The sequence below is a fragment of the Mycobacterium sp. NPDC006124 genome, assembly GCF_040614235.1.
GTDB lineage: Bacteria > Actinomycetota > Actinomycetes > Mycobacteriales > Mycobacteriaceae > Mycobacterium.
Genome location: NZ_JBEXUA010000007.1, coordinates 1 through 12326, shown reverse-complemented (window position 1 = coordinate 12326; position 12326 = coordinate 1). Strand labels below are relative to the sequence as shown.

Genomic DNA, 12326 nt, shown 5'->3' with positions numbered 1-12326 from the left:
CCCCTCAACCCTTGATTCCGGTACTGGCGACCGACTGGACGAAGTAGCGCTGGGCGCCGATGAAGACGAGCAGCATCGGTAGCAGGCTCATCACGTTCGCCGCCATCAGCAGTGGCCACTTGACCCGATGCGCACCCTGGAAGTAGCTCAGCCCCAACGGAATCGTCATCTGATCCTGCGAGGTGATCACGATCAGCGGCCACAGGAAGTCGTTCCAGGACGTCAGCACGGTCAGCGCCGCCAGGGTCGACATGGCCGGCAGCGACAGTGGCAGCACGATCTTGAACAGCACGCCCAGACGCGACGTGCCGTCCACCCGGGCGGCCTCCTCGAGTTCGACCGGCACCGTCTGGAAGAACTGACGCAGGAAGAAGATGCCGAACGCGGTCGCCAGATTGGGCAGCATCAACGCGCCGATGTGGTCGATGCCCAGGCCCGCCCAGACGTTGTCCCCGAACCACTTCACGATCAGGAACACCGGGATCATCGTGACCTGGAACGGCACCATCAGCGTGGCCATCAGCGTCACGAACAGCGCGCCGCGACCGAGGAAGCGGATGCGGGCGAACGCGTATCCCGCGAGACTGCAGACCACCAGGTTGCTGATCAGCACCACCACGGTGACCATCGCGCTGTTGAGGAAGAAGTGGCCGAATGGCGCTGCCGCCCAGGCCTCGGTGTAGTTCTCGAACCGTGGCCGCTCGGGCAACAGGACCGGCGGAAAGTGGTTGGTCTCGCTCTCGGTCTGCAACGAGGTGACGAGCATCCACAGCAGCGGCAGGATCAGCACGAAGGTCATCGGGATGAGCACCAGGTGCCACGGGCTGAACGGCAACCGATACCTGCGCTCGCGCCGCGGTGAAGGCGCCTCGCGGGCGACGGTTTCGGTCGGGGGCAGTTCGGTGGTCGTCATCAGTTCTGCACGTGCTTCCGCGCGAGCCGGAACTGGACGGCGGTGATGATCAGGATGACGACGAACAGCGCGTAGGCCATCGCCGCGGCGTAACCGGCGTCGAAGTGCACGAAGGCCCGGTCCCACAGGTAGTAGACGATCACGGTGGTCGCGCGCAGCGGACCGCCACGGGTGGTGGCGTACACCTCGTCGAAGAGTTGCAGCGCGTTGATGGTCAACCACACCAGCAGGAACAGGTTGGCCGGGCCCAGCAGCGGCACGGTGATGGTGCGAAAGCGGGTCAGGGCACTCGCGCCGTCGATCATCGCCGCTTCGTGCAGCTCAGGCGGAACACCCTGCAGGGCAGCCAGATACACGATCACGGAGAAGCCCGTCCAACCCCAGATCGTCATCGCCACGATGACGAACAGCGCCTGAGACGGCGACGCCAGGAAGGGCTGTGAGGAGATACCGACGGCGTTGAGTCCGGCGTTGACCAGACCGTAGTCGCGGTCGGTCAGCCACAGGAAGATGATGCCCTGGGAGATCGTCGAGACCGCCATCGTGATGTAGGCGGCAGTGCGATACACCGAGATGAAGCGCACCGAGCGGTTCATCGCCGCGGCGACGAACAGACCCACCAGCATCGTGCCGGGGACGAACAGGGCGGTGTAGACGATGGTGTGCTTGATCGCCTCGACGAAGACGGGGTCTTGCGCCAGCTTGCGGTAGTTGGCCAACCCGACCCACGGCGTCTGCGGCCGTAGCAGGTCGGACTGCTGGAACGACAACTGCAGCGACATCAGCACCGGCAGCAGACCGAAGATGCCGATCAGCACCGCGGCGGGGCTCACCAGCGCCCACCCCGCCACCGTGTCGGTGCGGCCAAGTCGTCCCAGCAGCGACGGCATGCGCTCTCCCGTCCTACTTCTCGGCCAGGGCCGCGTCGGCGGCCGTGGCAGCGGCGTTGAGCGCGTCGGCCGGTTGCTCCTTGCCGAGCATGACCGACACGATGGCCTGTCCCAGAGCCTCGGAGACGTCCGGGTACTGGCCCACCGTAGGCCGGACCTTCTTCACGTTGTCGAGGTTCTCGACGAATGCCGCGGTGCCGGGCACGTTCTCGTTGAGCTTGGCCAGCACCGCCTGGTCCTGGCCCACCGACGTACGGATGGGCAGGTCACCGGTGCCCAGCGAGAACGCCTTCACCTGCTCGGGGGCCGAGAGCCACTTCACGAAGTCGACGGCCGCCTTCTTCTTCGCGTCACCGTTGTCGAACACCACCCAGTTGTCGGGGCCGGCGATCGTCTGGTGGCCGCCGTTGGAGCCGGCGAAGGTGGGCATCACCTGTACGCCGTAGGAGATGTCGGACAGCTGGCTCAGATCCCACGGACCGGTGATGAGCATGGCGACCTTGCCGCTGTTCATCAGCTTCGGCCCATTCTCGTTGGTGGTGTCGAGGTAGACCGACTTGTCCGTGACCGCCATCTGCTGCAGCACGGTCAGCGCCTTGACGCCCTCGGGAGAGTTGAACGTCGCCTTCGTGTCGTCGGAGTTCAGAATGTCGCCGCCGGCCTCCCAGAGCATCGGGAGGTAGTGCCAGGTGGTGTCCTCGCTACCGTCGGCGGGAATCAGCCAGCCATACTGCCCCTTGCTCGGATCGGTGAGCTTGGCAGCGGCGGAACGGAAGTCGTCCCACGTCCAGTCCTTCGTCGGAGGGGCGACACCGGCCTCGGCGAACAGCTTCTCGTTGTAGACGATCGCGAGATCGTCGACCAGAGCGGGCACGCCCACGACCTTGTCGCCCACCGTCGCGGCCTCGCGTTCGGCCGGGTAGAAGTCGTCCCACTTCCAGTCGGGGTTCTTGACCTCGTCGGCCATGTCCACCACCGCGGGAATCTGGGCGATGTTCGGTGACCACGAACCGAACATGTAGGCCACGTCCGGCGCGCTGCCACCGCGCACGGCGGTCAGGACCTTCTGCAGCACCAGGTCGTTGCTGGAGTACAGCTCGCTGACCTTCACGTCGGGATGATCCTTGTTGTACTGGGCGATCAGGCCCTTGAAGACCTCGCCCTCGGTGTCCTGATAGCCGTGCCACACCGCGATCTCCGTCGGACCCGACGGCGACGAGCCACCCCCACCGCAGGCGGTGAGGACGAACGCCAGGATGGCGACCAACGCGATGCACAGTCGAGATCGGATCATTTGGACACTCCTTGGTGGGTTCTCATGGCGCGAGCGTGGTGCGGAGCGGTTCGGGCAGCAGATCACCGTGCGCGACGGTCAGGTCGTCGCACAGCTTCCAGATCTCGTCGACGGTCAGCGTGGCAGCGGTGTTGGGGTCGACCATGGCGGCGGCCCGCACCAACCGCGGGTCGCCGTCGACGGCGGCCCGGACCGCGAGCTCGACGGGCCCGAGGAAGTTGCGGTTGAGCGCGGCGCACTGGGGCGGTAGGTCGCCCACCTTCGTGGGGTGCGCGCCGAGGGCGTCGAGCAACGTGGGCACCTCGACCGCCAGACCGTCGGGCAGATTGGTGATCAACCCGCCGTTGGCGATGTTGGCCGAGATCACCCGCGGCTGCCCCGTCTCGAGGGAGTGGATCACCTGGGGTGCGTACTCGGTCGACTCGGTGTCGATCTCGAGTGTCGAACCGTCGGCCAACTCCGAACGCACCCTGGAGTATTCGGCGAGGTTGGCCTCGCTGATGCGGACGTAGGCGCCGACGTCGAGACGCAGGCGGTTCACCTCGTCGGGATGGCGCAGGTACCAGGGGACGTATTCGCTGGAGTGCTCGCTGGTCTCGGTCGGGTAGTAGCCAAGCCGGCGGTACATGTCGACCCGGACCCGTCGGCGCAGCTCCGGGTCGGCGGAGATCCGTTGGTCGAGAAGCGGATACAGGCTCTGCCCGCCGCGCTCCCAGCGAAGCACCCACGCTTGGTGGTTGACGCCCGCCGACCAGTACGACACCTCGTCGAACGGCACGTCGATGATCTCGCAGAGCCCGCGCATCGTCCAGTACACCGAGTGGCACAGCCCCAGTACCTTCAACTTGGGCGCGACGTGCCGCAGGTAGGTCACGTTCATGGCCATGGGGTTGGTGTAGTTCAGCAACCACGCGTCGGGACAGACCTCCATCATGTCCTCGGCGATGCCGGCGAGCACGGGGAAGGTCCGCAACCCTCGGAAGATGCCGCCGATGCCGATGGTGTCGCCGATGGTCTGATGCAGGGCGTACTTCTCCGGAACGTCGAAGTCGCGCACCGTCGCAGCGTGCATGCCGACCTGGATGACGTTGATGACGTAGTCGGCGCCGGCAAGCGCGCGACGCCGGTCGGCGATCGCCACCACCTCCGGCTGGGCACCGGCTGCGCTGGCGGTCGCGTTGGCGATGGCCTCGGCGGTCTGCAGACGCTCGGGGTCGATGTCGTGCAGCACGACCCGCACCGACCCAAGCTCGGGGAACGAGAAGACGTCACCGAGGAGCTCGCGGGTGAACTCGACGCTGCCGGCGCCGATGATGACGATCGTGGGCTTCACCGGTGGTCCTTGGCGGCCACGGGCTCCAGGACGGCTGCCGTCGGGGCCTCACCGCGTCGCTCATCGGCGTAGACCATCAACGTCGAACCCACCAGGGCCAGCACGATTCCGATCGCGCCATACGGAGTCGGCAACGTCTGGTAGGCGATCAGGGAGATGACCACGGTGAGCGCAGGTGCGAGTGCGTTCGTCGTGGGGGCCACGATGGAGGCCTTCCCCCGAGCGAGAGCCATCAGGAGGAAGAGTGCCCCGATCGCGTTGAGCACCTGAGTAGCCGCTGTCAATGCGGGTGCTTGCCAAGGGAAGTCGGTGGGGATCCCGCCTAGGGAGAACAGCGCGACCGGAATCAGGAGCAGACCGCTGATGGTCATCCACCCGAACGTGGTGGCCTCGTTGACGCCAATCGTCGCGGTCTTGCGCATGAAGTACGCCTGCACGCCCCACGCCACGCAGATCACGATCGCCAGCAGCAGCCACGGGCCCGACGATCCCTCGGAGTCGCCGCCGGTGATGGTGAACAACACGATGGCTGCGAGCGCCATCACGAGACCGACGACGGCGAGCGGCGCGATGCGCTCGCGTAGGAGCACCATCGCCATCACGACGGTGATGGCCGGCGAGATCGAGATGATGGGGAAGATCAGGTAGGCGGGGCCCATGGTGAGCGCCTGGAAGAGCGCGAGTTGGCCGCCCGCACCGGTGAGCCCGATCAACAAGCCGTAGATCGTCGCGGCGGGGCGTCGGTCCCACCGTTGGCCGCGCAGGATGACGGCGGCGGGGATGATCATCGTCAACGCCCAGATCGAGTAGATCATCTCGTCGGGATAGCCGTACTTCGTCGCCGGCAGCGCGGAGAAGGCTCCCCACACGCCCCAGAACAGGACGAGGAGCGTCGCGTAGAAGATCCAGCTGCGGGTGTTCCCGGTGGCGGGGGTGGTGGTCATGGCGTTCTCACTTCGTCGAAGGTCGTTGCGTTGACGGACAATTGGCGGACCGCATCGCTGCTCAGCGGCTCACCTCGGTGCTTGGCGGCGTACAGGGCGGCACCCAGTCCCGGGTCGAGTAGCGGGAGTCGCAGGTCGTAGTCGGCCCGTTGGTCCTTCACGGCATCGACGAACAGGGCACGGAAGTCCTCGTCGGAGAACATTCCGCCGGAATACGACACCGGCACGGTCTCTCCCTCGGTGAAGCCGACCAGGGTTCGGGTGGTGTCGACCAGTGCGATCAGTTCGGCGACGGCGTCGGCGAGGATGCGGCCGGCCACCGCGTCCTTCTCGCGGGCGGCCTGACAGACCGTCGTCGCGAGTGCCGCGATCGACGTGCGGTTACCGCCCCAGGTGTCGATCACCAGGCTGACGACGTCGAGGTCGCCGGCGAGTTCGAGCCGCTCGGTGAGCAGGGTGTAGAGCGGGCCGCGATTCAGCCGGCCGTCACTCATCCTGCTGAAGGCGTTGAGCCCCTGTGTTGCAACCCAATACGCCGATCCCTCGTCGCCGAACAGCTCGCCCCAGCCGCCGACGCGATGCCCGACACCCTGGCGCTCCCCGTAGGTCATCGACCCCGTCCCGCTGATGACGTTGATGCCGTCCTCTCCGGCCAACGATCCCGCCCACCCGCAGACCATGTCGTTGTCGCAGCTGTAGCGGTCGTGGCCGAGGACCCGGCCGGGCACCGCGTCGAGCTTCTCGACGTCGGCGCTGGCCTCGCCGTAGCCGGGCAGTCCGAAGAAGGCCGCCGCGATGTCGGACTCGACGATGCCCGCCTGACCGCACACATCCCGAATGCCCTGGGTCAGAGCATCTTCCACGACGTCGAAGTTGGAGTTGAAGTAGTAGGACGGCGGGGCGGTGGCGCGGGCCAGGATCCGGCCGTCGGAGTCGACGAGCGCGAAGGCGGTCTTGGACCCACCGCCGTCGACGCCGAGGTAATTAGGCATGGGCGTCTCCGTTGGTCATCGGGTGGATGGTCACGCCCTTGACGACGCGGCTGACCTCGCCGGACGGGAACGGGTTGTCCGGCGTCTTGCCGTATTCGAGGGACGTGAACAGCGCGACGTACTGCGCGAACACCAGGTATGGCAACGCGACGAGCGCATCGTTGGAACCCGCGAGCCCCGGAAGCACCAGAGCCGGACCGAGATCCGCCGGTATGGGTTCGGTGGTGAGCACCGTGACGGCGTCCTGGCCGAGCTGGTTGCGAATCTCGGCGATGATGTCGAGATCGTAGAGACGGGTGTGCGGATCGTTCGAGACGTAGACCACGACCAAGGTGTCGGCGTCCAGGACGGACTTCGGGCCGTGCCGGAAGCCCAACGGGGAGTCGAAGTAGGTCACCACCTCGCCGGCGGTCAGCTCGAGCAGTTTGAGGGCGGACTCCCTGGCGAGGCCCTCCAGCGGGCCACTGCCGAGGTAGACGAACCGCTGCTTCTTGGTCTGGGCCAGCGACCGGACGTCTCGCTGCCGGTCGATCACGTGCTGCGCGGCGGCGGCCAGGGCGTCCACGTCACCGGCGGAGGCTGGACCCAGCATCAGCAAGCAGGACAACAACATCGAGGTCAGGCTCGACGTCATCGCGAAGCCCACGTCGTTGGTGCGCTCGGGCATGTAGACGACCAGGGAGTTCTTGCGATCGGCGTGCTCGCGCCCCAGCTTGCCCTCACGGTCGCAGGTGAGCACCAGATGCCACACCTCGTCGACCAGTTCATCGGCCAACACCGTGGTCGCCAGGCTCTCGGGGCTGTTGCCCGACCGGCCGAACGACACCATCAGGGTGGGGGTCCCGCGCTCCAGGAAGTCCAGCGGGCCCGCCACGATGTCGGTGGTCGCAATGGCCTCCACGCGGCGGTTCAGATGACGGCGCAAGGCCGGTGCGGCGATCTCGCCGGCGAAGGCCGAGCTGCCGGCCCCGGTCAAGATGATCCGCAGATCGGGGCGCGCGAGGAGCTCACCGAGGAAGGCGTCGGCCTCCTCGTCGGTGCGCCCGGCGACCTCGCGCCAGGCGTCGGGCTGTTGGGCGATCTCGAGAATGGTCGAGCCGCCGTCTTCTTGGGCGGGGACGGTCGTCATTGGGCTGCTCCAGTGGTCAGGCACGCGCGTGCGTAGGGGCGGATGGCGTCGCGGATCCGGTCGAGGACCAGAGCCTGCGGGGCGGGTTCGAGCTGGCCGGCACGAACGCGGTCGTACTGGCCGGGCAGGAACTGGCTGATGAGGGGCAAGGGCACTCCCGTGCGGTCGAGGTTCTCCAGCAGGGTGCGCCGGGCCGCGTCGACCTCGGGATCGGCCCAGTAGTAGCGCAGTCGGTCGCTGTAGCTGTACCGACGGGCGGTGCGTTGCGCGCGTGGCTCACCGTCGTAGTAGCCCTCCCAGTACTTGGGTTCGGCCAGCATCCGGCGTTCGACGACCTCCACGAGGTTCGACCGCGAGGTACGCGGCACCAGTTCGGCCTCGATCATGGCCAGCGCGAACAGTGCCTCGCGCATCGCGAACGTCAGGCCGGGACCGACCTTGAGGATGGCCCAGTGGTCCTCGACCAACTCTCGAAGCCGTTCGGGCCGTTGGTAATCGGTGGAATGCGCTTCGAAGACGAGGTTCGGCTCGGTGTCGAGGACCGTGCGCAGCTCCTCGGTGGCCTCGCGGCGGTAGTCGAACACGCTGAGGTGGTCGAATTCGACGCCGGGTTGAACCACCAACGCGACGACGCGGGGCCAGACGTCGCCGAGTCCGAGCTCGGCGAAGGCCGACCGGTGCGCGTCGATGGTCCGGCGAGCGCGGTCGGCGGGTGTCGGGGTGAGGTGCTCGAGCGTTTCGTGGGCACCGCCGGGAACGGGCACCTCGGTGCCGATGACGTACACCGGGCCAGGTGATCCGAGGCGATGCGCGGTGTCTTCGGCGACCCGCATCAGTCGTGCCGACCGGCTGGCGACGATCTCGTCGGGCAACACGTCGGAATCGTCGGCACACGACATGCTGCAGTCCAGGTGAATCTTGGTATAGCCCGCCTCGACGTATGCGGCGATCAAGACGTCGGCCTTCTCCATTGCGGCGGAGGACAATTCGTGCTGCCATCGGTTGGGCCCGAGGTGATCACCACCCAGGACGACGCGGTCCCTCGCGAAACCCGTGTCGTCGGCGATGCGCAGCACCAGATCGCGGAACTCGGCCGGCCGCAGCCCCGTGTACCCGCCGTATTGGTCGACCTGGTTGGACGTCGCCTCGATCAGCACGTAGCTGCCGTCGGCGGCGGCTTGGGCCATGGCGGCCTCCACCACGGTGGGGTGAGCCGAGCAGACGGAGTAGACGCCGACCGGGTGACCGGCCTTGTGGCTGGCGACCGTCTGGGCCAACCAGTCGACGCGTCGGAGTGTGTCGGTCATCGGGTACCACCGCTCGGGACGGGCCTCGGCGCGACGGCACGGCAGAGTTCGGCAACGGTGTCGGCGATCGAGGTGCGCGCGGCGGCCAGGGCTCGGCGGGGATCGCTCGCGGCCGGGGAGGCGGCCAGGGACTCGCGGAGCGCTGCGGTGTAGGCGACGTTCAGTGCGGTGCCGACGTTGACCTTGCGGATGCCGGCGGCGACGGCGAGGCGAAGCTGGTCGTCGGGGACCCCGGAGGAGCCGTGCAGCACCAGCGGCGCGGGCACCTGGGCGGCGAGGCGGCCGATGAGATCGACGTCGAGTGCGGCGTCGCGCGTGGTCATGGCGTGTGAGCTGCCGACGGCCACGGCGAGACCGTCGATGCCGGTGGCGCCGGCGAAGGACGCGGCCTCCGCGGGATCGGTGCGGACGCCGAAGTCGTGCGCTCCGCCCTTGCCGCCGACCTCGCCCAGTTCGGCCTCGACCCACAGCCCGGCGCGGTGAGCGAGATCGACGAAGCCGTGAGTGCGTTCGACGTTGTCGTCGTAGGACAGGTGGGCGGCGTCGACCATGATCGAGCTGACACCGAGACCGGCCGCAGAACCGATGGCCTCGCTGATCAGGGTGACGTCGGTGACGTGGTCGAGGTGGATGGCCAGGGGGGCCGACGACTGCGCCGCGATGCCGGCGCACGCCGAGACGAGCGGAGCCAACTGACCGCCGTGGAAGCGGATGGTGTTCTCGCTGAGCTGCAACAACGCCGCTACCCCGGCTTGCTCCGCGCCCTCGGCGATGCCCTCGGCATGTTCGAGGGTGATCACGTTGAAGGCCAGGACGGCGGTGCCGTCGGCGACGGCCGCCGCGACGAGGTCGGCGGTGGCGGCCAGGCTCACTGGCTCACTCGCTTGGTGGGGTGTGACGTGCGGAACATCTGTCGATCATGAGAAGCTCGCTCAAAGCGCGCAATGCAAACGGGCAAAACGATCAGGAAAACTGATTGCGCCGGTTCCGTCCCGAGGAGATTTCAGCGATGTCGATCAAGCGCACGGACCGCATGCGCGAGGTGCTCTCGCTCCTGCGGGATCGCGGAGAAGTGGCGTCGCAGGTGCTCTGCAGTGAACTGAAGGTGTCGGTCGCGACGTTGCGGCGCGACCTCAACGAACTCGAGGAACAGGGATTGCTGGTCCGGACCCACGGTGGCGCGCGGGCACTCGATCCGAGCGGCAGCGAAATCCCGGTGCGCCTCCGGGACCACCGCATGGTGGCGGTGAAGCGGCGGATCGCGCACCGCGCAGCCGCCCTGGTGCCGGCCGGGGCGCAAGCCGTGGCCCTCACGGGAGGCGTCACCACCGGCGAGGTGGCCAGATCGCTGAAGGGTCGCCCCAACATGACCATCGTCACCAACTCGCTGACGATCGCCGCCGACTGCGCCGTCGACGCGCACATGAAGGTGATCGCCACCGGCGGTCTGGTGCGGGGCAACACCCTCGAGGCCGTTGGCCCGATGTCGGAGCACGCCTTTCAAGTGATCACGGTCGGAACCGCGGTCCTCGGCGCCGACGGCATGTCCGCCGAGATCGGTGCCACCACCTACGACGAGGCCGAGGCGCGGACTGCGATCGCAATGGCTGCGAACGCGCAGCGCGTCGTCGTCGCCGTCGACGGCTCGAAGATCGGCAAGGTGACGCTGGCGAAGATGGTGCCGCTCAGCGAGATTCACCACCTGGTCACCGACTCGACGGCCAATCCGCAGCAGCTCGAACGCATTGCCGCGGCCGGCGTGCACGTCCACGTCGTCGCGGTCGACGACGACGCGTGAGGGTCAGGGTGTGTTGAGCAGACCCGAGTCGCGGATGGCCTCGGCGAGCGGCTCCAAGACGGCCGGGTCGTACGGCGGCGGCAGGTAGATGATCGCCAGATCGAGGCCCTCGGCGCCGAGCGCGACGCAATCCTCCACCACCGCTTGGTAATTGCGGTCCTCACCCAGGCGGACGTGTGCCGAGAGGGTGATCTCCTTGGGGTTGCGGCCGATGTCCTTGCAGCGGGCCGCGAGGACGTCGCGTTTTTGGGCGAACTCGGCCGGCGTGCCGCCGACGAAGTTCCAGTGGTCGGCGTACTTGGCGGTCAGCGGAAGGGTGCGCTTCTCACCGCTGCCGCCGATGCAGATCGGGGGGTGCGGTTGCTGCGGGCCCTTGGGCTCGTTGCGGGCATCCTTGAGCTGGTAGTACTTGCCGTCGAAGGTGGTCGACTCCTTGGTCAGCAGGCTGGTGAGCACCTCGCAGGCCTCCTCGAAGCGGTCGAAGCGCTCCTTGATGGTGCCCAGCTCGATGCCGTAGGCCCCGGACTCCTCCTCGTTCCAGCCGGCGCCGATGCCGAGTTCGAGGCGGCCGTTGGAGATGACGTCGAGGGCGGAGGCCATGTTGGCGAGCACGGCGGGGTGGCGGTAGTGGATGCCGGTGACAAGCACGCCGACGCGGAGCCGCTTCGTGGCCTGGGCCAGCGCCGTCAGGGTGATCCACCCCTCTAGGCAGGGGCCGCTGGAGTCGGAGAAGATCGGATAGAAGTGATCGAAGGTCCAGCCGGACTCGAAGACGTCGATGTCGTCGGCGGCCTGCCAGATGGGCAGCATCTCCGACCACGTGGTGTTTTGGGGGGATGTCTTGAAGGCGAATCGCACTCGATCAACCCTAGACCCGCAACCTGTCAGGCGTCGACGAGTTTCCGCGCCGCCGCGAGTCGGTATGGACATGAACGAGATGACCCCCCTGGTGGCGAAGGCGTGCGCGCGGACCACCGACGTCCTCGCGGGCGTGACCGACGACCAGCTCGACGGAGCCACTCCGTGCGAGAAGCTGACCCTGCGCCAGGTGGTGGCCCACCTCGGTGGGCTCGCCGCGGCGTTCGCCGCGGCGGCGCGCAAGGACCTCGGGGAGATGACCGACAGCCCGCCCGGTGCGGAGGCCTTCGAACTCGACGGCGACTGGCGGTCGCGTTACCCCGACAACCTGGCGCTGCTGGCCGACGCGTGGCGTGAGCCGACCGCCTGGGAGGGCATGACCCGCGTCGGCGGGGTCGACCTGCCCGGTGAGGTGTGCGGCATGGTCGGCCTGGCCGAGGTCGTGGTGCACGGGTGGGACGTGGCGGTGGCGACTGGTCAGGACTATCGGGTCGACGACGACGTGGCCGAGGCAGTGTACGCGCACCTGGCCAGCTTCACCGCGGCCGGCCCGGTGGAGGGTCTCTTCGACTCCGCCGTCGAGATCGACTCGTCGGCAACGACATTGGATCGAGCGATCGCGTTGAGTGGGCGAGACCCGCGGGCGTGGGCTTAGATGCGCTCCGGAGCATTCCCGGCGTGTAGCCCGACTCGGGTCGTGTTCGACGCCGGAGCGACGGCATGATGCACGCAAGAAGTTGATAGCGCCGGCGATATGGGATCACACGGTGGATGGCTAGTGTTCTGAGTCGTTAATTCGTTGGCAGTAGTTGCCGATGCTGGCGAGGATTTGATCGGCGGTCTTGGTCCACACGTAGGGACGTGGGTT

The 12326-nt window shown here is 67.5% G+C and carries 12 protein-coding genes; 2 read left to right on the top strand and 10 right to left on the bottom strand.

The genetic code is table 11. The features are described from left to right. Window positions 1-4 precede the first annotated feature (4 nt). From ABZ195_RS15790 to ABZ195_RS15750, 9 genes are read right to left on the bottom strand one after another with little or no spacing between them, the layout of a single operon-like run. Window positions 5-913 (bottom strand): carbohydrate ABC transporter permease, encoded by a 909-nt coding sequence (locus tag ABZ195_RS15790; RefSeq protein WP_355219287.1) that lies wholly within the window; start codon window positions 911-913, stop codon window positions 5-7. Then, window positions 913-1803 carry a sugar ABC transporter permease gene (locus ABZ195_RS15785; RefSeq protein WP_355219285.1) on the bottom strand — a complete coding sequence of 297 codons (891 nt, stop codon included), beginning with the start codon at window positions 1801-1803 and terminating at the stop codon, window positions 913-915. The genes ABZ195_RS15790 and ABZ195_RS15785 overlap by 1 nt, the downstream gene beginning before the upstream one ends. A gap of 13 nt (window positions 1804-1816) precedes the next feature. Continuing rightward, a complete protein-coding gene (locus tag ABZ195_RS15780; protein ID WP_355219283.1) occupies window positions 1817-3097 on the bottom strand; it encodes an ABC transporter substrate-binding protein in 1281 nt (426 codons plus the stop codon). Window positions 3098-3119: 22 nt separating this feature from the next. Next, a complete protein-coding gene (melA, locus tag ABZ195_RS15775) occupies window positions 3120-4430 on the bottom strand; it encodes an alpha-galactosidase (RefSeq protein WP_355219281.1) in 1311 nt (436 codons plus the stop codon). Next, entirely contained in the window at window positions 4427-5374 is a 948-nt protein-coding gene (locus ABZ195_RS15770) for a DMT family transporter (RefSeq protein WP_355219279.1), read from the bottom strand. Before ABZ195_RS15770 ends, melA begins: the two co-directional genes overlap by 4 nt. After that, a complete protein-coding gene (locus ABZ195_RS15765) occupies window positions 5371-6366 on the bottom strand; it encodes a BadF/BadG/BcrA/BcrD ATPase family protein (RefSeq protein ID WP_355219277.1) in 996 nt (331 codons plus the stop codon). Before ABZ195_RS15765 ends, ABZ195_RS15770 begins: the two co-directional genes overlap by 4 nt. After that, window positions 6359-7495, bottom strand: a complete 1137-nt coding sequence (locus ABZ195_RS15760; protein ID WP_355219275.1) for an SIS domain-containing protein — start codon at window positions 7493-7495, stop codon at window positions 6359-6361. Before ABZ195_RS15760 ends, ABZ195_RS15765 begins: the two co-directional genes overlap by 8 nt. Beyond that, window positions 7492-8802: a D-tagatose-bisphosphate aldolase, class II, non-catalytic subunit gene (locus tag ABZ195_RS15755; protein ID WP_355219273.1), complete on the bottom strand. Its 1311-nt coding sequence runs from the start codon at window positions 8800-8802 to the stop codon at window positions 7492-7494. Before ABZ195_RS15755 ends, ABZ195_RS15760 begins: the two co-directional genes overlap by 4 nt. Further along, on the bottom strand, window positions 8799-9674 hold the full coding sequence (locus ABZ195_RS15750; RefSeq protein WP_355219271.1) for a class II fructose-bisphosphate aldolase: 876 nt from the start codon (window positions 9672-9674) through the stop codon (window positions 8799-8801). The genes ABZ195_RS15755 and ABZ195_RS15750 overlap by 4 nt, the downstream gene beginning before the upstream one ends. Window positions 9675-9811: 137 nt before the next feature. Here ABZ195_RS15750 and ABZ195_RS15745 point away from each other — a divergent pair, with 137 nt between their 5' ends. Next, window positions 9812-10600 (top strand): DeoR/GlpR family DNA-binding transcription regulator, encoded by a 789-nt coding sequence (locus ABZ195_RS15745; protein WP_355219269.1) that lies wholly within the window; start codon window positions 9812-9814, stop codon window positions 10598-10600. A 3-nt stretch (window positions 10601-10603) separates the two neighbouring features. Here the strand turns inward: ABZ195_RS15745 and ABZ195_RS15740 are convergent, their stop codons facing one another. Then, window positions 10604-11458 carry an LLM class F420-dependent oxidoreductase gene (locus ABZ195_RS15740; protein ID WP_355219267.1) on the bottom strand — a complete coding sequence of 285 codons (855 nt, stop codon included), beginning with the start codon at window positions 11456-11458 and terminating at the stop codon, window positions 10604-10606. 70 nt (window positions 11459-11528) lie between these two features. Between ABZ195_RS15740 and ABZ195_RS15735 the strand changes: the two genes are divergently transcribed. Beyond that, the gene (locus tag ABZ195_RS15735) at window positions 11529-12113 is read left to right on the top strand and encodes a TIGR03086 family metal-binding protein (RefSeq protein ID WP_355219265.1); all 585 of its coding nucleotides are present in this window, start codon (window positions 11529-11531) and stop codon (window positions 12111-12113) included. Window positions 12114-12326 lie beyond the last annotated feature (213 nt).

Excerpts from the sequence above, each read along its gene's own strand:
- ABZ195_RS15790 (WP_355219287.1), bottom strand. The coding sequence starts at position 913 with ATGACGACCACCGAACTGCCCCCGACCGAAACCGTCGCCCGCGAGGCG.
- ABZ195_RS15785 (WP_355219285.1), bottom strand. The coding sequence starts at position 1,803 with ATGCCGTCGCTGCTGGGACGACTTGGCCGCACCGACACGGTGGCGGGG.
- ABZ195_RS15780 (WP_355219283.1), bottom strand. The coding sequence starts at position 3,097 with ATGATCCGATCTCGACTGTGCATCGCGTTGGTCGCCATCCTGGCGTTC.
- ABZ195_RS15770 (WP_355219279.1), bottom strand. The coding sequence starts at position 5,374 with ATGACCACCACCCCCGCCACCGGGAACACCCGCAGCTGGATCTTCTAC.
- ABZ195_RS15765 (WP_355219277.1), bottom strand. The coding sequence starts at position 6,366 with ATGCCTAATTACCTCGGCGTCGACGGCGGTGGGTCCAAGACCGCCTTC.
- ABZ195_RS15760 (WP_355219275.1), bottom strand. The coding sequence starts at position 7,495 with ATGACGACCGTCCCCGCCCAAGAAGACGGCGGCTCGACCATTCTCGAG.
- ABZ195_RS15755 (WP_355219273.1), bottom strand. The coding sequence starts at position 8,802 with ATGACCGACACACTCCGACGCGTCGACTGGTTGGCCCAGACGGTCGCC.
- ABZ195_RS15745 (WP_355219269.1), top strand. The coding sequence starts at position 9,812 with ATGTCGATCAAGCGCACGGACCGCATGCGCGAGGTGCTCTCGCTCCTG.
- ABZ195_RS15735 (WP_355219265.1), top strand. The coding sequence starts at position 11,529 with ATGAACGAGATGACCCCCCTGGTGGCGAAGGCGTGCGCGCGGACCACC.